The organism is Pseudomonas sp. P116 (assembly GCF_020149425.1).
Taxonomy (GTDB): Bacteria; Pseudomonadota; Gammaproteobacteria; order Pseudomonadales; family Pseudomonadaceae; genus Aquipseudomonas; species Aquipseudomonas anatoliensis.
The window spans coordinates 311,039-334,706 of record NZ_JACVHB010000007.1 but is presented as its reverse complement, the minus strand read 5'-3'; the positions used below and the strand labels follow the sequence as shown (position 1 = coordinate 334,706).

At 60.3% G+C, this 23,668-nt stretch carries 21 protein-coding genes; 4 read left to right on the top strand and 17 right to left on the bottom strand.

Features of this window, described 5'->3' with window-relative positions:
- Positions 1-131 precede the first annotated feature (131 nt).
- A complete protein-coding gene (locus ICA15_RS23365; RefSeq protein WP_210554788.1) occupies positions 132-1,253 on the top strand; it encodes an SMP-30/gluconolactonase/LRE family protein in 1,122 nt (373 codons plus the stop codon).
- 145 nt (positions 1,254-1,398) lie between these two features.
- Here the strand turns inward: ICA15_RS23365 and ICA15_RS23360 are convergent, their stop codons facing one another.
- A complete protein-coding gene (locus ICA15_RS23360; protein ID WP_150596364.1) occupies positions 1,399-1,908 on the bottom strand; it encodes a nucleoside deaminase in 510 nt (169 codons plus the stop codon).
- A gap of 30 nt (positions 1,909-1,938) precedes the next feature.
- Positions 1,939-3,279 carry a nucleobase:cation symporter-2 family protein gene (locus ICA15_RS23355; RefSeq protein ID WP_150615617.1) on the bottom strand — a complete coding sequence of 447 codons (1,341 nt, stop codon included), beginning with the start codon at positions 3,277-3,279 and terminating at the stop codon, positions 1,939-1,941.
- Between the two features lie 225 nt (positions 3,280-3,504).
- Between ICA15_RS23355 and ICA15_RS23350 the strand changes: the two genes are divergently transcribed.
- Positions 3,505-4,419 (top strand): LysR family transcriptional regulator, encoded by a 915-nt coding sequence (locus ICA15_RS23350; RefSeq protein ID WP_210554809.1) that lies wholly within the window; start codon positions 3,505-3,507, stop codon positions 4,417-4,419.
- Between the two features lie 38 nt (positions 4,420-4,457).
- Here the strand turns inward: ICA15_RS23350 and ICA15_RS23345 are convergent, their stop codons facing one another.
- Together ICA15_RS23345 and ICA15_RS23340 are read right to left on the bottom strand one after the other, a co-directional pair.
- On the bottom strand, positions 4,458-5,081 hold the full coding sequence (locus ICA15_RS23345; RefSeq protein ID WP_210554787.1) for a dTMP kinase: 624 nt from the start codon (positions 5,079-5,081) through the stop codon (positions 4,458-4,460).
- A gap of 64 nt (positions 5,082-5,145) precedes the next feature.
- Complete coding sequence (locus ICA15_RS23340; RefSeq protein WP_210554786.1) at positions 5,146-5,616, bottom strand: MarR family winged helix-turn-helix transcriptional regulator; 471 nt, start codon at positions 5,614-5,616, stop codon at positions 5,146-5,148.
- Positions 5,617-5,908: 292 nt separating this feature from the next.
- Between ICA15_RS23340 and ICA15_RS23335 the strand changes: the two genes are divergently transcribed.
- Entirely contained in the window at positions 5,909-6,862 is a 954-nt protein-coding gene (locus ICA15_RS23335) for a PDR/VanB family oxidoreductase (protein WP_210554785.1), read from the top strand.
- A gap of 36 nt (positions 6,863-6,898) precedes the next feature.
- On the top strand, positions 6,899-7,978 hold the full coding sequence (locus ICA15_RS23330) for an aromatic ring-hydroxylating dioxygenase subunit alpha (protein WP_210554784.1): 1,080 nt from the start codon (positions 6,899-6,901) through the stop codon (positions 7,976-7,978).
- A gap of 56 nt (positions 7,979-8,034) precedes the next feature.
- Here the strand turns inward: ICA15_RS23330 and ICA15_RS23325 are convergent, their stop codons facing one another.
- From ICA15_RS23325 to ICA15_RS23265, 13 genes are all read right to left on the bottom strand, one after another.
- Complete coding sequence (locus ICA15_RS23325; RefSeq protein WP_210554783.1) at positions 8,035-9,678, bottom strand: arylsulfatase; 1,644 nt, start codon at positions 9,676-9,678, stop codon at positions 8,035-8,037.
- A 49-nt stretch (positions 9,679-9,727) separates the two neighbouring features.
- Positions 9,728-10,519, bottom strand: a complete 792-nt coding sequence (locus ICA15_RS23320; protein ID WP_210554782.1) for a cyclase family protein — start codon at positions 10,517-10,519, stop codon at positions 9,728-9,730.
- Entirely contained in the window at positions 10,500-11,501 is a 1,002-nt protein-coding gene (locus tag ICA15_RS23315; RefSeq protein WP_210554781.1) for an NAD-dependent epimerase/dehydratase family protein, read from the bottom strand. The genes ICA15_RS23320 and ICA15_RS23315 overlap by 20 nt, the downstream gene beginning before the upstream one ends.
- 10 nt (positions 11,502-11,511) lie before the next feature.
- Complete coding sequence (locus tag ICA15_RS23310) at positions 11,512-12,495, bottom strand: fumarylacetoacetate hydrolase family protein (protein WP_210554780.1); 984 nt, start codon at positions 12,493-12,495, stop codon at positions 11,512-11,514.
- Positions 12,492-13,073, bottom strand: a complete 582-nt coding sequence (locus ICA15_RS23305; RefSeq protein WP_210554779.1) for a cupin domain-containing protein — start codon at positions 13,071-13,073, stop codon at positions 12,492-12,494. The genes ICA15_RS23310 and ICA15_RS23305 overlap by 4 nt, the downstream gene beginning before the upstream one ends.
- Entirely contained in the window at positions 13,074-14,309 is a 1,236-nt protein-coding gene (locus ICA15_RS23300) for an MFS transporter (RefSeq protein WP_210554778.1), read from the bottom strand.
- Positions 14,299-16,773, bottom strand: a complete 2,475-nt coding sequence (locus ICA15_RS23295; protein WP_210554777.1) for an efflux RND transporter permease subunit — start codon at positions 16,771-16,773, stop codon at positions 14,299-14,301. The genes ICA15_RS23300 and ICA15_RS23295 overlap by 11 nt, the downstream gene beginning before the upstream one ends.
- Before the next feature lie 4 nt (positions 16,774-16,777).
- Complete coding sequence (locus ICA15_RS23290; protein WP_210554776.1) at positions 16,778-17,872, bottom strand: WD40/YVTN/BNR-like repeat-containing protein; 1,095 nt, start codon at positions 17,870-17,872, stop codon at positions 16,778-16,780.
- Positions 17,873-17,933: 61 nt separating this feature from the next.
- Entirely contained in the window at positions 17,934-19,322 is a 1,389-nt protein-coding gene (locus tag ICA15_RS23285; RefSeq protein WP_150603492.1) for a DUF1329 domain-containing protein, read from the bottom strand.
- 12 nt (positions 19,323-19,334) lie between these two features.
- Positions 19,335-21,032 (bottom strand): DUF1302 domain-containing protein, encoded by a 1,698-nt coding sequence (locus ICA15_RS23280; protein ID WP_150603491.1) that lies wholly within the window; start codon positions 21,030-21,032, stop codon positions 19,335-19,337.
- Positions 21,033-21,088: 56 nt separating this feature from the next.
- Positions 21,089-22,213 carry an FAD-dependent oxidoreductase gene (locus ICA15_RS23275; RefSeq protein ID WP_210554775.1) on the bottom strand — a complete coding sequence of 375 codons (1,125 nt, stop codon included), beginning with the start codon at positions 22,211-22,213 and terminating at the stop codon, positions 21,089-21,091.
- An 87-nt stretch (positions 22,214-22,300) separates the two neighbouring features.
- Positions 22,301-22,711 carry a Rieske (2Fe-2S) protein gene (locus tag ICA15_RS23270; protein ID WP_210554774.1) on the bottom strand — a complete coding sequence of 137 codons (411 nt, stop codon included), beginning with the start codon at positions 22,709-22,711 and terminating at the stop codon, positions 22,301-22,303.
- Positions 22,712-22,714: 3 nt separating this feature from the next.
- Positions 22,715-23,656 carry a VOC family protein gene (locus ICA15_RS23265; protein ID WP_210554773.1) on the bottom strand — a complete coding sequence of 314 codons (942 nt, stop codon included), beginning with the start codon at positions 23,654-23,656 and terminating at the stop codon, positions 22,715-22,717.
- Between the last annotated feature and the right edge of the window lie 12 nt (positions 23,657-23,668).

Below are 23,668 nucleotides of genomic sequence, written 5' to 3'. Positions count from 1 at the left end.
AGGCGATGCTTGATCGCTTCCATCGCTGCGTACGGCCTATGCCCCGTGCGCAATGAACCAGTTGTACGATGTCCTATCACGAGGTGTTACTATGTCTCCCACAAAAAAAATAAAACCACGGAGATTGCTACATGGACTCATCCCTGTCCGCCAAGCCTGAAAGCCTTGATCCAGCGAAGGGCAACACCCGCCGTAGCTTTCTGAAAAAGTCCCTCGCTGTTTCCGTCACACTCGCCACCGTCGGCAGTACCGCGCTAACCCGACTTTCCGAGGCCGCCGAACCCTTGAGTCAGCGCTACCCGGATCCGCTGATTCACATCCTCGACGACAGCTTCCTCGAGCTACGTGTGTTCAACGCCAGTGTTGAAAAACTTGCCACCGGTATGCGCTGGGCCGAAGGACCGGTGTGGGTCGGTGATGGCCGCTATTTGTTGGTCAGCGGCATCCCCAATAATCGCATCATGCGCTGGGATGAAATCACCGACACCTTCACCGTGTACCGCGAACACTCCAACTTTTCCAACGGCATGTGCCGGGATCGCCAAGGGCGTCTGATTGTCTGCGAAGGCTCCACCACAACCAGCGAAGGCCGCCGCATCACGCGCACCGAATCCAATGGCACGATCACCGTGCTGGCCGACAGCTTCGACGGCAAGCCCTTCAATTCGCCCAACGACATCGTCTGCAAAAGTGACGGTTCGATCTGGTTCACCGACCCGCCCTTCCAGACCAGCAACAACTACGAAGGCCACAAAGTCACCCCGAGCCAACCCCACGCCGTGTACCGCATCGACGGCGAGAGCAAAAAAGTCACGCGGGTCATCGACGATCTCAACGGTCCCAACGGCCTGTGCTTTTCTCCCGATGAAAAAACCCTGTACGTCGTCGAAGGTCGCGCCAAGCCCAATCGTCTGGTCTGGGCAATTGCCGTGAAGGACGACGGCACACTCGGCGAACGCCGCAAGCACATTGAAGGGCTGGAATATGCCGCGATCGACGGCATCAAATGCGACGAATCGGGCAACCTGTGGTGCGGCTGGGGCGGCAATGGTGATCCCAAGGCCGACCTGGAAAAACTCGACGGCGTGCGGGTTTTCAATCCTCAGGGCAAGGCCATCGGGCACATTTCACTGCCAGAGCGCTGCCCGAATCTGTGCTTCGGGGGACGCGAAGGGAATCGGCTGTTCATGGCCAGCAGTCACTCGATCTATTCGCTTTTTGTGAATACTCGTGGGACTACGTTTGCGTTGTAAAAGCCAGGTTCGTTTTGCGACAGTTTCGTGAGTAGCGAAACGATAGACTGCCGCGCATCCGAAGATGCGCGGCAGTCAAGCCTGTTTAATGTCCCCGCCTCGCTGGACATTGTGATGCGCACCGTCACAGGTGCCCAACAGCAGTTTACGACCAGAACCCTTTATGCGGTTCAGCCGCCTCGCCCTCCAGCATCGGCCCCAACACACTGACCTTGCGCTGCCCCTTGGCGAACACCTCGCGGCACGGCAGCGAGAACGTCGGGTTCTCTGGATGGTCCCCCGTCAACCCCAGCAGCGCATGCTCCGACAAGGCATAAACCACCCGCCCGATCCCCGTCCAATACACGGCGCCTGCGCACATGCAGCAAGGTTCGGCGCTGGTGTACAGCGTGCACAGTTCCAGCTCTTGCGGCGACAGCAGCTTGGCCGCTGCAGCCGCTGCAACCAGTTCGGCATGCTGGGTCGGATCACCTTCCGGCGGCATCGAGTTGTTGCCTGCCTCGACAATCACCTTGCCATTGCGGTCGGCTACCAATGCCGCGAACGGATGGCGACCGCGCTGTTTCGATGCCTCGGACAAGGCAATGGTCTGGCGCAGCAATGTCAGGTCAAGATCGCTGACACCGGCCGGGATGAGCTGGGTAAATTGATTCATGGGTAACTCCTGGGCAGTGGAAAAACACAGTCAGTCGGCCAGTTCAGCCGACGTAGCGCCGATGGTTTCGGTCGATTTTTTTTCGTTGTTGAGTAATAGGTTGAGGACGATGGCGGTGATCGCACCGAGGAAAATCCCGCTGTCGAGCACCAGTTTCAGCGTTGGGCCGACGTGTTCGAACAGCGCCGGAAAGGACATCGGCAGCACGCCGACACTCACCGACACGGCGACGATGATGCCGTTGCGCGTCCCCTCGAATTGCACCCGCGACAGCTCTTGAATCCCCGCCACCGTGGTCATGCCGAACATCACGATCGCGCAGCCACCGAGCACCGGCGTCGGCACCGCCGCGATCAACGCGCCGAGTTTCGGGAACAAGCCCATCAGCACCATGATTGCCCCGGCAGCAGCGACGACGAAGCGGCTTTTAACGTTCGAAAGCGCAATCAAACCGGTGTTCTGGGTGAACGCGTTGTAAGGAAAGCTGTTGAACAAGCCGCCGAGCATGGTCGACAAACCGTCGGCGCGAAACGCGTTGCCAAGGGTCTGTTGCGTGGTCGGTTTGCCGGTCAACTTGCCGATTGCCAGGCAGTTGCCGGTGGTCTCGGCCATGATCACCAGCATCGCCAGAGTCATGATCAGAATCGGTACCGGCGAGAATTCCGGTGCGCCGAATGCCATCGGCGCGCTCAGCTCAAACCATGCCGCTTCGCTGACCCGGCTGAAGTGAGTCATGCCGCAAGCCGCTGCGATCAGACTGCCGACGAACAAGCCGATCAGCACGCTGAGGTTGCCGATAAAACCCCTGAATTTGGCATAGATAACCAGCGTCACACTGACCGTGGCCAAGCCCAGCAACAAGTTGGCGGGATTGCCAAAATCCGCCGAATCGGGATTACCGCCGCCCAACCAGATCGCAGCAGCAGGCATCAGCGAGATACCGATAATGGTGATCAGACTGCCAATCACCACCGGCGGAAAAAAGCGCAGCAAACGGCTGAACACCGGCGCCAGCGCAATGGTGATAAAGCCTGCCGCGATCACCGCACCGAAAATCTGACTAAGGCCGAACTCCTTGCCGATCATGATCATTGGCGCCAGCGCAATAAACGAGCAGCCCTGAATCAGCGGCAGACGCGCGCCGAATTTCCAGAAACCGAGGGTTTGAATCAACGTCGCCACACCAGAGGTCAACAGGTTGGCGTTGATCAACAACACCACCTGCGCCGAAGTCAGGCCCATCGCACTGCCAAGAATCAGCGGCACCGCCACCGCTCCCGCGTACATCACCAAAACATGCTGCAAGCCAAACGTGAACAACTGTCGTAGTGGCAAAACCTCGTCCACCGGATGAATGCGTTGTGTGGTCATTTCACACGCTCCTGAAGGTGCGGCATCTATTGAGATCGCGGGCATGCTCAGGGGCGTTTGAAAGGTGGATCCGCCCCGGAGATCGTTTGACGCGGGGTCATATTTGAACGTTTATTACGATGAAACAAATTGGCAACCATCGCTTTTTTCGATGGCACTTACACGGCACAATCAGGCATTCGCCAGACGCTGATAACCCTCACCTTCGACCCGGGAGTCCACCGCTTGCGCTTCTCACTCGATCAACTGTTGATGTTCGTCCAAGTGGTCAAAAGCGGATCGTTTTCCGCCGCCGGGCGCAAACTGGGCAAGACCCAATCGACCATCAGCGCGGCGATTGCCAACCTCGAAACCGACCTCGGCGTCGACCTGTTCGACCGCAGCAACCGCAGCCCTGCCCTCACCGCCAGCGGCCACAAATTGCTGCTGCAGGCCGAAGCCGTGCTCGAACGCTGCATGACCTTTGAAGCCCACGCCGACTGCCTCTCGGACGACGTCGAACCCAGCCTGACGCTCGCGATTGAAACGCCGTACGGCCCGATCATGTCCGTACTCAAAGCTTTCGAAGAAGCGTTCCCCTTCGTCGATCTGATCATCCGCCATCCGGTGTACGGCGATGTCAGCGAGCTCGTCAGCAGCGGCGAAGCCATACTCGGCGTGGCGTTTTCACAGCCCGGCTACCCCCCTGAGCTGGCGTTCCAGCAACTGGGCAAACTGATCATGCTGCACGTCTGCCATCCCGATCACCCGTTGGCGCAACTCGACAACGTCAGCTTCGAGGATCTGCACGTCCATCGACGTCTGGCGTTCAGCGCCCACGCGAGCAAACTGCCCAGCAGCGAATACCTGCGCTCGACCCAACTTTGGCAGGCGGAAAGTTATCTGGCTTTACTGGAAATGGTGCGCGCCGGCCTCGGTTGGGCCACCCTGCCCCGTCAACTCATCCAGCGCGAACTGGCCAGAGGTGAGTTGGTAGAACTTCAACTCTCGGCCTACCCGCACACCGACTGGCAAATAGGCGTGGACCTTTTGTGGGCTCGCCAGCGGCCCTTGGGCAAGGCTGAACGCTGGCTGAAAGAGAAATTGCAGGAAAACAAAGTTTTTGAGCTGGATCGAAATGGACAGATCACCACGCTGTGACGACGCTGAAAATGGCGCTCAATTGAGAGATTGATCAGTCATCGGTCACGCCTCCCAAGCACTCCATAGATCTCAGATACCACCTGCATCGTTGCCTCTTCGATTGTTCCTTCATTGCGGCATAGAACCCAACCGTGATCGGCTGCCGCTTGCTCGAACAATTCGGTACACAAAACGTGCTCTGCATATTTCTGAATCACAGTGCCGCCCAGTCCTCGCGATCGTGTCGCTGCCCTCGCCCATGAAATCTCCGGGTCGGTAACGACGCCGACATGCAGGTCTGGCACTCGTACGTCTCGATCCATGTTCAACTGGAGAATGTCGGCAAACGGGACTGTTTGCCGAAACGCGGCGTCAGACGGATACCAGCGATCAATCAGGATTATGCTGTCTGGCGGTTGTTCAGTGAGCACATGTCGGGAAATCCAGCTGCGGCTTTCAGCAAAGGCTCCGCACACAACCCACTCCAGATCCCTGGAGGGATTTCGGGCGAGATTGTTGACCAGGGCCATGGTTTCTGCCCTGTAGGGATCCCGTTTTCTCTCGCAAAGCCGAACTACTTTGTTGTTGTCGGCCCTCAGCACTTTCGCGACGGCCTCCAACAGTGTGGTTTTACCGGTGGCCTTGGGCCCATCCAGAGAGACGAACAGCTGACGATTCATTGTTCACATAATGTTGGATTTAGAGTTTATGGCTCTGCACGTTCGCTGGCAGCGTCTCCTCACCTCACGCGTCACCAGGGTCATAGCTGTTGACGTTCGGCACTTGCAAATGCAGGCGGCCGAGCAAATCAACCAGCGTGTCGATCTCTGCTGCCGAGAGCCCGCTTAACAGGCGAGACTCACGTTCGAGTGCCACTTTCAGCACGCGGTCGTGCAGTTCTTTGCCGCTGGCCGTCAACCGGACAGTGGAACGCCGGGCATCTGCCGGATCAGGCCGACTGGTGATTCGCCCGGCCGCCTCCAGCGTCTGCAATGAGCGACTGACAGCACTCTTGTCGAGCCCGATGGCCTGGCAGATGCGGTTGGCGGAGATATCGGATTCAACAGCCAGCATTGAAAGCATCCGCCATTCCACCACGCCAATTCCGAAATGTTTGCGATAGCACTGGGAGGCCCCAGTGGCGAGTTTGTTCGCCAGGAACGTCACCAGGCCAGGCACATAACGCGACAGGTTGAGTTGTGTTTCGGTAGGCATAAAGAAAACACCGAAGGTCAAAGATCTCTAATATTAGTTGACACCGCAACCAAATCGGATAAGGATTTACTCAGCCAAGCGATGCGTGCAATGCCCGCATACTACGCCGTAGCACCACCTCAAAAAAATAATTATCAGGTCTTGCTCATGAATCCTTGTCCGTTGCGCCCTTCTTTGACGAATGCGACTTCTGCCCTTCCCTGCGCCTTTTCTCCTGGCTGATTTGTAGCCCGCACGCGCGCTTTTTCACCCTTGTTTTTTCAGCAGCCACTTCAGTGTGGAGGGAGAAGTCATGTTTGAAGTCAACGTCACCCGCAAAGAGATCGAAGCTGAAGGTATTTGCAGCTTCGAGCTCTGTGCCAACGACGGCAGCCCGTTGCCCCCTTTCGAGGCAGGTGCGCACATCGACGTTCACATTGCCGGCGGCCTCACGCGCCAATACTCGCTATGCAATGACCCCACGGAGCGTCATCGCTATTTGATCAGCGTGCTCAAGGATCCGGCCTCGCGTGGCGGCTCCCGCGCCATGCACGAGCGAGTCAGCCAAGGCCAGACACTGACCATCAGCGCGCCGCGCAACCTGTTTTCACTCGCACCCGCAGCCAAGCGGCACCTTTTGTTTGGCGGCGGTATTGGCATCACGCCAATGCTGGCAATGGCACATGAGCTTCACCGTCAGGGCGCGGATTTCGAATTGCATTACTGCTTTAGATCCACAGAGCGCGCTGCCTTCATTCAATGGTTCGGGCAAGCGCCATTCGCCAGTCGCGTGTACTTGCACGACGACAGCGGCTCGCCTGAACAGAAACTTGATGCCGCCGCCCTGTTAGCGACGCCGGGCTGTGCGAGCCACCTTTACGTATGCGGCCCGTCAGGGTTCATGAGTTTCATTCTGGACACTGCACAAGCAGCCAACTGGCCCGAAGACCGGGTGCACCGAGAGTTTTTCACCGCCGCACCAGTCGATCAAAGCGCTGATACACCCTTTGAAGTACAGATAGCCAGCAGCGGGCAGATATTTCACATCCCCGCCGACCGGACTGTTTTCGAGGTACTCGATGAGGCCGGTATTGAAATCGAAACCTCCTGCGAGCAAGGCGTCTGCGGCACCTGTGTCACGCGTCTGCTCGATGGCATTGGTGATCATCGTGACCAGTTTTTGACTGCCGCAGAACATGCCGCCAATGACCGTTTTACCCCGTGCTGCTCACGTGCCAAATCGCCCCGCCTGGTATTGGACCTTTGACCTGAACCGAGCATTGCCCGCTCGCCGGAGAACACCATGACGACTGCTGCCCTGCCCCTTGCCCACGAGATCGCCCCGCCTGCCCTATCGAGTTTCCCACTCGATCAATGGTACGTCGCCGCGCTCGGTTGGGAACTGAAGGATCAACCCATTGGCCGCACGCTGCTGAATAAACCCGTGGTGCTGTTTCGCACCGCCGATAACCAGGTCGCCGCACTGGAAGACCGCTGCTGTCACCGGGCCCTCCCACTGTCCAACGGCACGCTGGAAGAACGTGGCTTGCGCTGCGGCTATCACGGCCTGTTGTTCAACGAGGGCGGCAAGTGCATCGAAATTCCCGGCCAGGACAGGATTCCGAGCAAGGCGAAAGTGCCCGCCTACCACGTGCGCGAGCAGGACCAGATCATCTGGATCTGGTTCGGTAGCGCCGAGCATCCTGAGCCGACATTCGCGCCGCCCACCTACGACGTCCATAGCAGTGGCAAATACCTGTTCGACGGTGATGTCTATCACTACGACGCGCCCTATCAGCTCATCCACGACAACCTCATGGACCTCAGCCATCTGGGCTACGTCCATTTACGCACCATCGGCGGCAACGCCAGCATTCATATGAACGCGCAGATGAACGTGGACGGTGACGACTCGATGGTCCGCGTGGTTCGGCACATGCCCGACTCCGTGCCACCGCCGACCTACACCGCAGCCTATCCGTTCAAGGGCAACGTTGATCGCTGGCAGGAAATCGAATTTCACATCAATCACCTGCGCATCTGGACCGGGGCGGTAGACGCAGGCACGGACAATCTGAACGACCCCGACCGCGCCGGCTTCCATATGCGCGGTTTTCACGGCGTGACACCAGAAACCGAAAGCTCAAGCCACTACTTCTGGACCATAGCCACCAACCCTGAAAATGATCCGCAGGCGGTCATGGCCAAAGTGCTCGAGCAGACCATGTTGACGTTCGACGAAGACAAGGTGGTAATCGAAGCCCAGTACCAGAACATGTGCCGCTTCGGCACACGCCCGATGATCGATATTCATGTCGATGTGGGCGCCAACCGTGCTCGCAGAATCATCGAGCGACTGCGCAACGGCCCCGTTCAAGGCTGACGATGCATTACCCAGCCGCAGCGAAAATCGCGTGGCGGCTGGGTGGTTGCGCCGTATCAGCGCGGCGCGAAGACCACGCCGACCTGCTCGGCATACTTCAGCCAGGCGGCCTTGAGCCGTTCGACGGTTTGCGGTTGGGCACCCGCCAGGTCATGGGTTTCACCGCGATCCTGTGCGACATCAAACAACTGCCATTGTGGCGGCTGCGCGTGGTCGCCGAATCCCGCCTGCGGGCGCATGCCCAACAACTTGAGGTTGCCCTCGCGATAGTAGGCGTTGCCGAACAACTCTGCGGCCAGAAAACCATCGCCGTGGGGGCTGCCTTTGCCCGTCAGCATGGGCAGGATAGATTTGCCGGTGATCGGGTGCTTGCCCGCCTCGCTCGGCAAGCTGATGCCCGCCAACTCGAGAAAGGTCGGCGCCAGGTCATCCACCCGTGCCACGCCCCGCTCCACGCCCTGACGACGCAGTGTCCTGGGCAGTTGAACAATCGCCGGAACGCTGATTCCGCCTTCGGCAGTGGTGCCCTTGAACAGGTGAAACGGTGCTGCGCTGACTTCGGCCCAACGCATGCCATAGTCGATCTGCGAACTTGGTTGGCCGAGGTTCGCCAATCGGTTATCGGTTTTTGCGCCGGGGGGATAGAACTGCGCATGGTTTTCAGCGGCCGCGCCGTTGTCAGACATGAACACGATCAGCGTGTTGTCGTACTGGCCGCTCTCGCGCAGATACTCGATCAGGCGGCCAATGTTGTGGTCGAGGTTGTCGACCATCGCCGCGTAGATCTCCATTTTTCGCGCTTCAAACTGTTGCTGCTCAGCCGTTAGCTGGTCCCAGCCCGGCAGTTTTGGATTGGCGGGCAAGGGTTGCGCCGGTTGCGCGTCCTTTGCCAGCAAACCGAGCGTCTTCATCCTCTCGATCCGCGTCTGGCGCACGTTGTCGTAGCCCTGATCGAAGCGGCCGCGGTATTTATCCAGGTACTCCTTGGGCGCCTGCAACGGCCAATGCGGTGAGGTATAGGCTGCGTAGGCGAAAAAAGGCTTGCCTTGTTTTTTAGTGTTTTGCAGATAACCGATCAGCTTATCGGTGTAGAAATCGCTGGAATAAAAACTCTCGGGCACCTGCACCGCCCGGCCGTTTTCCCGGTAATGCACCTGCTCCAGTTTGCTCGGTTCAACGCTAGAAGGCTTAAAGTGCGACGCGCCGCCCTCCAGCAAGGTGAACGACTGCTCGAATCCGCGCTGATCGGGGCCCTGATCAGCCTCTAGACCCAAGTGCCATTTACCGACCATGAGCGTTTGGTAACCGCCATTCTTGAGCAGCTCGGCCACCGAGTAGACACGTTGATTCAGATACCCCTCATACCCCGGTTTGCCGCGGTGAAACGGCTGCAGCGCTTCGGCCATGGTGCCAAGCCCAGCGAGGTGATTATCGGTGCCGGACATCAGCATCGAACGGGTGATCGAACAGGTCGGCGCGGCGTACATGCTGGTGAACTGCAAGCCCTCGCGCGCCAGTGAATCGAGGGTGGGCGTGTTGATTTCACCGCCAAAACTGCCGAGGTCGGAATAACCCAGATCGTCGGCGACGATCAGCAGGATGTTCGGTGGCGTCGACTCCGCCGTGGCAGCCATCGCCAGGCTGCTCCCCAGCGTCAACGCGCCTAGCAGCAGGCTTAAAGGCATTCGCAGAAGAGGCATGGTTTCTCTCTTGTTGTTTGATCAAAATGCCACGGGCAGCAGCGGCCTCTCACTCCTCGAAGATCGCCACCGCGCGCACGAATCCGGCCGACGCGTGTTTGATTTTGTAGGGGAAGCACGACACCACGAAGCCATTGGCCGGCAAGGTTTCCAGATTGGCCAGTTTTTCCATTTGCCCGTAGCCGATATCACGCCCGGCCTTGTGCCCTTCCCAGATGATCGAGGCGTCGCCGCTGGCGGCGAATCGCTCGCGGGTGTACTTGAACGGCGCGTCCCAACTCCAGGCGTCGGTGCCGACTACCCGCACACCGCGCTCCAGCAAATACATCGTGGCTTCACGGCCGATCCCGACGCCGGCATCCAGATAGCCGGGCTGACCGAACAATGCGCCGGCGCGGGTATTGATCAACACGATATCCAGCGGCTGCAACACATGGTCGATACGGGCCAGCTCCGCTTCGACTTCTTGAGCGGTCACCACATGGCCGTCGGGCATGTGCCGAAAATCCAGTTTGACCCCCGGTTGCAGGCACCAGTCCAGCGGCAATTCGTCGATACCGAATGCCGGTTGGCCGCCATCGGTGGTCGACGCGTAATGCCACGGCGCGTCCATGTGCGTGCCGCTGTGGGTGGTGATTTGCAGACGTTCGGCGGCCCATGACTCTTTACCCGGCATCTGGTCCAGTTGCAGACCGGGAAACATCGCGGCCATTTCTGGCCAGCCCTGCTGGTGATCCATGTAATCGATCTTCGGCAGCAACGGCGGCGGATCGGTGTAAGGGTTATTGTCGAGCGTGACCGAGAGGTCGACCAGGCGACGTTTAGGCTTGGCTGGCTGCATGAAGGGAATCTCCGGTAATCGATAAATGCCGAGGGGCGGCGGGGTTCAGTGAGTTGCGAATCAACGTGGCGGCGTTGCCGTCATGGCTGAAACCGGCGGCACGCGCCTGTGGGGTTTTCAACGGTGGCAGACGCCCGAACAGCGCTTCCAACTGACTGTCGGGGAGGTAAGTGATCAGGTTGCGGCGTTCCTGCCCATAACTCGCCGCCAAGGCATCGACCACTTGGGCAATCGACAGATGCAGTACCGGCAATTGCCACACCCGTTGCGATTCGAGTTCGTGGTGATCCAGCTCAGCGGCGTGCATCAGGTTGTTCACGCAGCAGCGCACCGACATCCACCAAGCAGTGGCCTCGGCGGAAACCGGGCAACGATAGGCCTCGCCTTCGGCAAAGGCGCGCAGCAAGTCACTCATGAACGCCGAGCGTAATCCGTTGGGTTCGCGCGGGCGGGCAACGATGCCCGGCAGGCGCAGCGCGCGACCGTCCACTTCCCCGCGCCGGGCCAAGTCGACAATGACACTTTCGACCATGGCCTTGTGCGTACCGTAAGAAAGCTCCGGATGCAGCGGTGCCTGCTCATTCATGCGCACGGGCAATTCGCCGCCGTAGACCGCGACACTGCTGGCGTACACCAGCACCGGCGGCTGGGTTTTGTTGCGTAACTGGTCGAGCAATTCGAGGCTCGCCAAGAGGTTGACCTGGTAGCCCTGCGTGTAATGTTCTTCCGCCGCGCCACCAGCAATACTCGCCAGGTGAAAAACCACATCAATGCCATCGGCGAGCACCCGGCGCATTAACGCGGCGTCGGTAATATTGCCGCGATGACGGCGCAAGCGCGGATCGTCCGGCAGGCCTTGCAAGTCAGTGTCCAGCACCAGCATCGAAACAATGATCCGTCCACGCACGCTGCCCTTCGCCAGCAGACAGCGCACCAGTTCACGGCCGACGAAGCCGTTGGCTCCGGTAATCAACACACGCATGTGCCGCTCCTTAGCCTTGGGCCTTGACGACGCATTGCTCAATCGCGCCGAACACTGACTGACCGTCAGCCCCCAGGACGTTCATGTGCACGCGATCACCGAAGCGCATGAAAGCGGTTTGCGGGGCACCGTGCTCGATCATCTCGATGGCGCGGCGTTCGGCAATGCAGGCCGAACCGACGCTGCGCTCGGCATTGGAAACCGTACCGGAGCCGATCAACGTGCCCGCACCCAACCGGCGAGTCAGCGCGGCATGGGCAATCAATTGGCCAAAGCCGAAGGTCATCTGCCCACCGTGTGGATGACCGAACCACTCGCCATTCCAGCTCACCTGCAACGGCAGATGCACACGCCCGTCGCGCCAGGCATCGCCCAGTTCGTCCGGAGTGATTGCCACCGGGGCGAAACTCGACGACGGTTTGGCCTGCAAAAAACCGAAGCCGGTTTTCATCTCCCGAGGCGCCAACGCGCGCAGGCTGACGTCGTTGATCTGCAGGATCAGCTTGATGTGCCCAATGGCCTGCTCCGCGCTGCAACCCAGCGGCACGTCGTCCACCAGCACGACGAACTCGCCTTCAAAGTCGATGCCCTGGCTTTCGCTGGGCAGCGCAATGTTGTCGCGGGGGCCGAGGAAATCATCGCCTGCGCCCTGATACATCAACGGCGTGTGTTCGACGCCTTCAATGGGGTCAAGGTTGAAAGCCTTTTGCATCAGCGCGCCATGGCTGAGGAATGCCGAGCCGTCGCACCATTGGTAGGCGCGTGGCAACGGTGCCATGGCCTGAGTCGGGTCGAAGGCAAACGCGTCAGGCGCATCGCCCGCGTTCAATCGGGTGGCCAGCGCCTGCAAGCGCGGTTCGGCATCAGGCCAGTCTTCTATAGCCTGTTGCAGGGTGTACGCCACCGAGCCGGCATCCAGTGCCCATTGCAGATCCCGCGAGACGATGACCAGTTGTCCATCACGATGGCCGTTTTTCAGCGTGGCGAGTTTCATGATGATGCTCCTTGCATAGGGTTCAGTTCAGTGGCAAAGCGCCCGTCGAGCAGGATGAACACCATTCGCGCCATCGCTTCAGTACGGTTGCTCCAGGCATGGTTGGTGCCGCGTTGCACCACCACGTCGCCGCGCTTGAGGTGCACGTCTTCCTCGTCCAGCACCAGCCAGACTTCACCTTCGGTGACGATGCCGAAGTCGAGGGTTTCCGTGCGGTGCATCAGTTTGTGTTTGCCTGCGCCCTGCCCCGTGCCGGCATGCGACTCGCCGATTTCGGCAAATACCGCCGCGGCGTTTTCATCGCTGACCCGGTTCTGCACGCTGTCGGGCGGGATGTCGACCACGCGAATCACGCTGCCTTGCGGCGCGGGACTGAGTCGCAGCGGCTGGGCGCTCGGATCACTCGCATTGTCGAGCGGTGCGGGGCTGGCGCCGGTGTTCCACAATTCGTAAAACACCGTGCCGGGCACCGCCAGCAGCGGGAACACGTTAGGCGTCGGCCCGCAGCTGGCGACAATGGCCCGGCCTTGGGCGTTGTGGCCGGTGACCACTCTTTTGAACTCGGGAAGGGTCTGCATTTAAAGTTCTCGTTCAGTTGTCAGCGGCGCTCGGGGCAGCAATCCGCCGAGTCTGGGGATGGCGAGGCAAAACAGCGCCACCAGCAATTGCAGGCCACCCACAATGGCCAAGGCATGCGGCAACACCGAGCTGACGCCATGCGTGATGCCGAGTACGACCAAGGGACTGATGAATTCGCCGGCAAAAATCGCCGCGGTGAAACACCCCGCCGCGCGCCCGCGTTGATGAAAGTCGACCTGCGCCATGATCCAGGTGATCAGCGTCGGCAACATCAGGCCGATGCCCAGACCGTTGATCGTCACCGCGACCACCACCTGCATGTGGCTGCCGGCATTGGCCATCAACAAGCCGCCGACGCCCGCCAGCGCATAGGCGATCAACAACATGTGCTGCGCACGCATGCCACTGAACAGGCGGAAGCTCAGCGCCCCGGCCAGCACGCCCAATTGGTTGGCGCCCATGGTCATGCCGATGTCCTGCGGCGCATCGACGTGCAGCAGATTGAGCAGATACCCGGCCTGTACCGGCACGATAAACAGGCTCAGGCCGGCCAACAGTGCCAAGGCATACATCGGGGTCAGCGCGCGCCATGGGAATTTGTCGACCAGCGCGCTATGCAGTGGATGCTCGGCCCGGGTGTGCGATTGCGGCTCCCAGAGTTTCCACGCCATCAGCGGCAGGAAGACCAGCCCGACGGCGTACAACGCGAACGGCGTGCGCCAGTCGTCCTGCCCGAGAAAACCGCCCAGCGCGATAAACACCGCTGCGGACAGCGACGTGGCGACCATCTGCAAGGCAAACAAACGCTCCCGTCGGGCGCCGCTGTAGTAATCGCCCATCAGCGTGGTGCAGCAGGTCATGATGCCCGCCTCGGCCAGACCGATGCCGGCGCGACTGAGGACGATGGCCGGCAGTGATTCGAGCCACAGCGGCAGTACACCGCAGAGCACGTAAAGCCCCATGCTGGCGAGCAACAACGGCTTGCGCCCGAGGCGGTCGGCGATCATTCCGGCAAATGGCGCCAACAGGGCAATCATTAACGCCGGCAACGTCAGCACGATCGGCACCAGCACGGCGCTGTTCGCAACGTCGGCAAAGTGCGCTTGCATGCGCGGTAGCACCGGCGCCAGCAGCACCGCGCCAAGTACCGGCAGGCAACTGCCCAGCAGCAGTAACAGCGATTGCGCCAGCCCGGCTGTTCTGCCGGCGTTCACGTCTGAGGTTTCAACGCGCATGGCAACGCTCCTGGGTGTGCAGATGTTCGGGATTGGCCGCAACCGCGGTGGCTGGTTTCGTCACGCTCAACACACCGGCTCGCACAACCGCATCGGCAGACGAGCGGCGTACAGGCAGGAGGAAATGCGCCAGCGCCGGCAGCAGTACCAGGGCGCCAACCATGTTCCAGACGAACATGAACGCCAGCAGCACGCCCATGTCGGCCTGGAATTTGATCGGCGAGAACATCCACGTCGCCACGCCAATCGCCAGGGTGATACCGGTCAGCATCACCACTTTGCCGGTGGACACCAGCGCCAGGTAATAGGCTTCGGACAAACTCGCGCCGCGGCGAAGATGGCCGAGCAAAATGCTCATCACGTACAAGGCATAGTCGACGCCGATGCCCACACCGAGGGCGATCACCGGCAGCGTGGCGACCTTCACGCCAATGTTCAGCCAGACCATCAGCACTTCGCAGAGAATCGAGGTGAGCATCAGCGGAATCACCGCGCAGACCGTGGCACGCCATGAGCGGAAGGTGATCAGACACAACACGATCACCGCGCCATACACCCAGAACAGCATCTCGCGGTTAGCCTGCTTGACGACGATATTGGTCGCCGCCTCGATACCGGCATTCCCTGCCGCCAGCAAGAATTGCACCTCATCGGTGTTATTGGCGGCGGCGAACGTTTCCACGTGCTCGACCAGGCGCGTCAGGGTTTCGGCCTTGTGGTCGGTGAGGTAGGCATACAGCGTCAACAGGCTGCAATCTTCGTTGTACAAGCCGCGAGGTGCGCTGGCGGTGATCATGTTGAGCATCGCCTGATTGTTCTGCAGCTCGTACCACTTGGCGCTGCCTTCGCTGAGCCCGACCAGCATGCGGCGGTTAAGCAAGGCCAGCGAGTTGGTCGAATCCACCCCCGGCAGCGCACGCAGTTGCCAGTCCAGCGCATCGACCTTGGCAAGAACGTCGTAACGCGCACAACCGCCGGCCGGGGTTTTCACCATGACTGCAAACAGATCGCTGCTGGCACCGTAATGCCGGGTGAGAAAAGCGTCGTCCTGGTTGTAGCGCGAGTCTGCGCGCAACTCCGGGGCGCCAGCATTGAGGTCGCCGATCTTCAGTTGCAGGCTGACGACAAAACCGGCTGCTGCCAGGGCGATACTGATGGCGATGCACAGACTCGCCCAACGGCGCTGGGTGAACAGGTCCAGGAAGCGCCAAAAGGCATGACGGCGCAGACCGGCCTGCTCGGTTTGTTCGCTCTTGAGGCTCAACTGTGCGGCACGCGGTGATACTCCGACGTACGACAGCAAAACCGGCAGCAGAATCAGGTTGGTGAAGATCAGCACCGCGACGCCGATACTGGCGATCACGGCCAGATCCTGAATAACCTGGATCTTGATCAGCATCAGCACGGCAAACCCCACCGCATCGCAGAGCAGCGCCGTCAGCCCCGCCAGAAACAGGCGGCGGAAGGTGAAGCGCGCGGCCACCACGCGATGCATGCCGCGACCGATGTCCTGCATGATGCCGTTCATTTTCTGCGCGCCGTGACTCATGCCAATGGCAAACACCAGAAACGGCACCAGCACCGAATACGGATCCAGTTGATAGTTGAGCAACGGCAACAAACCGAGCTGCCAGACCACCGCCACCAGCGAACAGAACACCACCAGCAATGTGCTGCGCAGGCAACGGGTGTACCAGAACAGCACGGCGGTGGTGATCAGGATGGCTACGGCGAAAAACAACAGGATCTGTTTCAGTCCATCGATCAGGTCGCCGACTTTCTTCGCGAAACCGGTGATATGAATCTCGATCCCGTCTTTTTGATAGGTGCTGCGCAGATTCTCCAGTTGCTCGGACAGCGTCGAATAGTTGAGTGCCTTTCCGTCGGCGGTGTTGGCCAGCAGCGGCACGTAAATGATGCTCGACGTCTGGTCCAGCGCCACCAACTGGCCGAGCTCATTGGACCTTTGAACATTGCGGCGCAACGCTTCCAGATTGGCCGCAGTGCCGCTGTAGTCATCGGGGATGACCGGGCCGCCGTCGAGGCCCTCTTCGGTCACGGCTACCCAACGGGTGGCGGGCGTCCACAGGGACTTCATGTAGGCGCGATCGACACCGGGCAACAGATAGAGTTGGTCGCTCAATGCCTGCAGAGTCTTCAGATACTCGGCATCGTAGATATCGCCCTTGCGGTTCGCCACGACGATCCGCAAGGCATTGCCCAGCCCGGTGAGTTGCTTCTGGTGTTCAAGGTAATTGGCGATGTAGGGATGCTGGGTAGGGATCATTTTTTCGAAACTGGCGTTGAGCTCGATCCGCGTCGCTTGAAAACCCAGCACCAGGGTGGTCAGCACACACACCAGCAGCACCCAGACGCGGTGATTGAACAGCGTGCGTTCCACCACCGAGCCTGAGCGTGGGTCGAAACTCGCCAGGCTGGCCGTGGCGTTGTCGAATGACTTCATAACCTCACTCCGAAGCAGTTACGGTGGGTGGCGATACTCGCGTCACACCGGTAAAACCCGCCATGATGAGGCTGCCGTCGGCGGCCTCGATCAGGCTGGAAACGGGCCTGCCCAACGGTTTGCCGTAGGGCTTGAGCAGCGCGCCGGGTTGGCGATCGGTGCGAAACAGCGCGCCGCCCTGATTGACCAGCAGCAACTGACCGTCACTGCTGCGAATCGCATCGCTGAAGGAGATCGGCAGCGCCACGGGCGCGGGTTGGAAGCTGTCGCCAAAGTCGTGGGAGACAAACGCGTTGCCTTTCAGGCCAGCCACCAGCAGCGTGCCGTCGGCGTCGGTTTGCAGGGTAAAAAAACTGCCTGAATAAGGGCTGTCGAGTGGCTTGAAGGTGTGGCCGTTGTCTTCGGATCGCGCCAGATAGCCCTGCTCTCCGGCGATAAACCAGCGCTCACCCTGATGCGCAATGGAGTAGAGATGGGCGCCGGCCGGATTGTCGATCTGGCCGATCAGCGACTGCCAACTGCGCCCACCGTCGCGGGTTTCGAATGCCAGGCCATAGGCGCCGACGATCAGGCCGTGCCGGGCGTCGACAAAGTCCAGCGCGAGGAAGGGTTTATCCGCGCCCTCGTCCACCATGCGTTCAGCTGTTTGCACCCGTGTGGCGGCGACATCCGTGTCTACGGCTGAAGGCAATTGTTCCTGGGCCGCCTTCAGTTCGAGCTGTGCGGCGCGCTTGCCATCGAGTTGCAGCGCCCAGTGTTCGCCGCCGTCTTTGGACATCAGCACAACACCGGCGTGGCCGACCGCCCAACCCAGGCTGGCATCGACAAATTGCACCGCCGTCAGGCTCACCGATACCGGTACCTCGGCCTGTCGCCAGCTCGTACCGTTGTCGTCGGAAAGCACCACGACGCCGCGCTCGCCGACTGCCACCAGTCGCGTTCCGGCCCGAGCCAGATCCAGCAGAACGGCGTGCTGCGCTTGCGGTACTCGCATGGCCGCAGTGCTCAGGGTATCGCCCACAGCGCCAGCCTGCGCCAGGCTCGCAAGCCCGACCCAGGACAATGCGAACAGGCACACCAGCCTTGAGAAAGTGTTCATATGCGACCTCGAAAATCCTGTGAAACCGGGTCACGTCTTGCGCAGCGTGACCCGGTCCGATTCAGCGAACCCCGGCACCCGCCATCGCCGCCGGCGAGAACTCCGAGGCCTTATAGCGATCCACCACGCCGTACTGCTCAGGCTGGCCGGTGTAAACGTTCTGGATAAACCAGGCGCCGGAGGTCAGGTCGTAAAAGCCCGAAGACAATTGCGCCTGGGCAGGCAAGTCCGGCAGCACCGCTGGCAGCGACCACAGGGTTTTGGCCAACTGGCCGTTGGCGTCCCAGCGGTCGCCGAGCATGGCTTGCCAGGTGTCTTCATCGAGGTAGTAACGGCCCTTCGGTAGCTGATGACGCTTGCCCGGTGCCAGATCGGCTTCCACCACCCACACCCGGTGCAGTTCCCAGCGCACGACATCGGGGTTCATGTGATGGGCGAGAAACAGGTCCTCGGGTTTGGCAGCGGCCTGCACCTTGTTGGTGTTGTAAGGGATGTACATCTCCTGCTTGCCGATCAGCTTCCAGTCAAAACGGTCGATTCGACCCTGAAACACACTCAGTTCATCGAACGACATGACCCCGGCAGTCGCCGGTGTCGGTGTATCGCAGCAGGCGTTCGGTAACTTGCGTACGCGGCGCTGCCCTGTCAGGTAGACGTGGGCCTGAGACTTGTCGCCGTTGATGTTGGTACGGCCCATGATCTGCTCGCCGGCACGCAGCGGCGGACCGACGTTGAGCAGACGGAACAGCCAGTAATCGCCGGCGAAGGATTCAGGCGTACCGTCCTGGTAGTAATAAGGCATTTCCTGGATCGCCTGGCCGTCAGTCGTCATCACCTGTTTGCCATCGGCGGTCATCAGGTAATGGCGAAAGTGCATGGACAACGACGTACCGCGCCAGTTGAGAATGTGGTTCCACATGGCTTCAGCGCCATTTTTCGGAATCGGAAACGGGATGCCGCCGTAGGCACCTTCCGGCACCGGGCCGGCGCTGCTGTCGACCAGTTTGGCGCGAGTGGCGTTTTTCAGCGTGTTGTCATAAACCCACTGCGGCGCTGCGGCCGTGCGGCGGGTCGGGTACACATCAATGCGATAGGTGTCGGGGAAACGTTTGAACATTTCCTTGGTGCCGTCGGTCAGTTTGCCGGCGTACTGCGCCAGGTTTTTCGAGGTGATGCTGAACAACGGTTTGTCCGCTGCGAACGGATCGCTGCGTTTGCCCCCCTCCTTGAAGGCTGGGTCGACCTTGGTGTAGCCACCGTCCCAGGCCGGAATCGAACCGTCGGCATTGCCTGCGCGCTCAGCGCCCATCGGGGTCAGCGACTTGTTCAGCTTTGCCGCTTCGTCAGCCGTGGCCGCGGTTGCGCCCTGGCTCAACACCGCCAGGCTGCCGAGCAGCGCGAAGCACAAGGCTTTGAGTGTGAATGCGGCATTTTTGTTGTTATGGGTCATGCGCAAGTCCTCTTAAAACGTGGTCTTGACGGAGAAGGCCAGGTAATCCCGGTCCTTCAGCGATTGCTGGAAGTTGAATTGGCTGGCTGCGTTGAGGTTGGTGTTCTCGGGGCCGTAGTAATGCGTGTACGTCAGGCCGGCGGTCACGCGATCCAGGTAAGTCGCGGTGATACCGATGTTCATGTCGCCGCCGTTATCCGGGCCGAACGAGCTGACAACCGCCGACTTGCCGAGGGGGAAATAGCTCAGGCCGACAGGAATGCTGATATCGACGCCGGAGAAAAACTGGCGATAGGTCGGGGTGTAGACCACCTTGAAGCCGAGGCCGTCATCGGTGGCGCCGGGGTCGAGGGCGGCACGGTTTTTCGTGACATTGAGCAGACGGTTCCAGGCGATCTCACCGACGAATCCCGATTCCTTGGCAATGAAGTTCGGTCCGAACGAAGCGATCACATTGAGGTTGATGTGCGCTGTGCGCCCGACGGCGTAGAGCGCGTCATCGTCGTTGTCGGCCACGACCCCCGGCAGCACGGTGACGCCGTTGGAGACCAGTGGCATGTTCCAGCGCATCGAGGCTTCACCGGCAAAACTGTAGGCATCAACCGTGGTGGAGAAACTGGCGCCCAACGCGCGGATCTCCTCCGGGTAAACCCAGTAGTAGTCGCCGATCTGGCCGGTGCTGAAATTCGGCGCACCGGCGGAAGGTTTGAGGTACAGCTTGGGCGTCTTGTCGTGGTACTGGATGGCGTACAGGCCGTACTCCACGGTCTCGGCGTTGTATTTCAATTGCAGGCCGCCCTGCCCCGAATCCTTGGCGTCTTTGTCTTTGCCGTGGAAAAACGCCGCCGGACTGCCGGCGTTGCCACCGAGGAACGCCGGGAAAGGCGCGCCGACGATCAGGCGTTCGTTACCCTCACCGATGGTGTCGCTGGTGGAGAAATAACTGCCTGCGCCCGGCAAGCGTGTTTCTTCCCATTCCAGTTGGTAGAACGCCCCGAGCGAGACATCGTCGGTCACTTGAAACGTGCCCGAGAGCTGATTGACCGGGCGCGTGATTTCCTTGAATTGGGTATTGGGCACCGACTGTGCCTTGACCACATCGACCGGCGCCATGCCACCGGCAATGCCGTTGGCACCAAAAAACAGGCTTTCGCCCCAGATCAAACCATGGCGCCCGGCACGCACGGACGTGGAGCGCTCGGCGATCTCGCCGTTCCAGTAGACAAACGCATCCAGCAACTCACCATCGCCGCCGTGCAAGTGGCGGGTGTCATCGGTGAACTCGTCGTAGCCAACCGAACGCGCGTTGGCGCGGCTGGGGTCATTATTGTCGTTGTCGTTCTGGTACTCGGTGTCGTACCACGCCGCGCCACTGAGCCGTGCGCCGACGTTTTTGAACGACATGTCCAGTTCCGAGAGGATGTCCATTCGGTTGGAGATCAGTCCCTTCTGGAAGGCACGATCGCCGTCGTCCTGGTTCAGCGCGACCTGGCCACGGGTCAGTTTGTGGCTGGGATTCTCGGTTCGCCACGCGGTGCTGTATTTCACCGTGTTGTCCCAGCGCAGGTTGAAATCGGGATTACCGGTCTCGACCTGAAACGCCTGAACGGCCTGGCTACACAGCACCAATGCCGCCGCCAGACTCAAACCGCAGGGTGCAGACAAGCGAACCGGGCGGCGCGCGAGCGTCGCAGTCGTTGAGCTAACCATCGCGTTAACCTCTTGTTTTTATAGTGGTAACTGCTGTGGGAATGCTGGGTGTGTAATCAGATTGGCTCAGCCGTGCGCGCAAGCATCTGCTTGACCAGGCCGATACGGTCGAAATCCCGGTCTTGCTGCATTTCCTTGTCGCCGGCCAGCACCGAGCTTTCGCTGATGAACTTGCAGCGGGCAAAGCGCCGCGCCATGAAGCGTTCGAGTTGCTGCTCAACGCTGCCGCCGGCCGTGAGTTCTTCACTGAGCACCACGGCATCTTCGATCGCCATACCGGCGCCCTGACCGAGGTGCGGCGTGGTGGCGTGGGCGGCATCGCCGATCAGCAGGACGCGACCGCGATGCCAGGGCTCGTCGACGAAAATCACTTCCATCGGTTTGTAAACGACCTGGCTGCTGTCAGTGATTTGCTCGCGCAATTCGCCGATCAAACCGCTAAAGCCTTGCAGGCGTTGGCGCATCTGCTCGGCCAGGGTGGCGGGATCCATCCACGGATTGGCGGGCTCATGGGAGGTCAGGAACATGTACATCAAGTTCCCGGCCAACGGCACCAGCCCGGCGTTGCCGGCGGCGCTCTGATAGTTGGCGAGGTGATCGATTTGCGCGGCGCGTGGGAAGTTGTAGCGCCACACCGATTGGCCGGTGAAGCGCGGCTGGTATGTGTCGCCAAACAACAGTTCGCGGACTTTGGAGAACAATCCGTCGGCGCCGACCACCAGATCATAGGTGCCGTCAGTACCGTCGGTGAACACCACCTCGACGCTGTCACCCCGGTCATTCAGCGATTCCACGCTGAGGCCCAGGCGCACATTGGCGCCGAGCTCCATCGCCGTGGTGCTGAGCACATTGTGCAGGGCCAGCCGCGAGATGCCGACGTTCGCCGGGTATTCAGGGCCCGCGAGGCGCTGACCGGGGATGCGAGCCAGTTGCTGGCCGCCCGGGCCGTAAATGGCGACGTCTTCGAAGGCGTATGCCGCATCGAGATAACCGTCGAGCACGCCCAGCTTGGCCATTTCGCGCACCACATTGCTCTGCTGGATAATGCCGACGCCGTACACGGTCCACTGCGACTTGAGTTCTATCAGATCAACTGCAATACCTTTGCGGCGCAACGCGATGGCTGCACACAGGCCGCCGATACCGCCGCCCACGATCAGAACTTTGTTCACTGCACTCATGGCAATCTCGCTTCTTATTCTTGTGATTCGCTGCAGCGCGGGGCGCTGCGTCGTTGGGTCCAGCTTCCGGGCAAACCAGGGATTTGACTAATCGCGAGTAGGGATGCGATGTATCGCCAGGCGCGATACCTCGTTTTGTAGCTGCACCTCTCCCGCGACGGGCATTTTCAGCACCACGCAACCCTCCTCCAGAAACCACTCAAGCGCTTCCAGTGTCTGGCCCAGACACGGGCCGTAGATGCATTCGCCGGTGTCAGGTAGAAACTGCGCACCGTGGGCATAACAGACGATCAACTGGCCATCGGCGGACAGGAACCGGTCTTTGCGGTACTCCAGGCGTACATCCAGATGCGGGCAACTGTTGCGATAAATCCGCACCTGACCTTGGTGCATCAGCGCAAAAACACTGTCTTTACCGCGTTGCAGCGGATCGAATCCACGCGCCTGCCCTTCCACCAGCTCTTCCAGTCGGCACAGGTAAAACCCGTGGTCGACCATGGTTCAGCCGAGCTTCGGTGGCGGGCCGACGGGTGCCCATTTTTCTTTCGAATTGAACAGGAACAGCTGCGAGTTATCCGCCGACAGCGGCGCGCGACGTGCCTCCCAGGCGTCGTCGTGCTTGTCCATGTCGGCGTCATATTCGATATGGCAACCCAGCGGGCTGTTGAAGTACCAGAACCAGTTGGAGCCAAAGAGATGGCGGCCCGGCCCCCAGAAACTGGTCCAGCCTTTTTGCTCGAAACGCGTGCCCGCCAACAACACTTCGGTGCCGCTGCCCATGTGGAACGTGAAGTGCTCGCAGCCTTTCATGTGCGGTGGCGTCTGGATCATGAACAGGCAGTGATGGTCATCGGAACCCGCCGGACGCATGAACGGTCCGGCGCCGATAAAGGTGTCAGTGGTTCTGAAACCCAGGCGTTCGGCGTAAAACGCCTCGGCTTTCGCCGCATCAGGAACGAAATACACGACGTGCGACAAGGTGCGCGGCAGCGCGCTCATGTCCAGGCTGATACCGGGTTGATTGAGCGGACGTTGCGGGGAATTGCCGGCCGCGTTGGTCAAGTCATCCGGGGCGCTGTACGGCCTGCGCACGCTGACCTGGAAAGCAATCGCAAAACCCATGTCGTCGACGCTGTGCAGCACGCCATCCGCATCGCGGCTCACCTGGCGATCACGTGCCAGTTCGTCTTCGATCGCATCAAGGTCTGCCACGCCCGCTACGCCGTAGACGGTTTCGCGAATCGATGGCGCCGGGCCGATGGCGGCCGGCAGGTTCGCATCGTCTGCGCGCCGGATGATCACGGCGGTACCGTCCAGTGCTTCAAAACGCCCGCCATTGCTGTCCACGCCAATCGGCGCGAGGCCGTAGTCACGCAGGCAATCGCTACAGGCTTGGATGTCATCGACGCCAAAGATCAGGGCATCAAGGCCAATGATGTTCATGGCTACCACTCC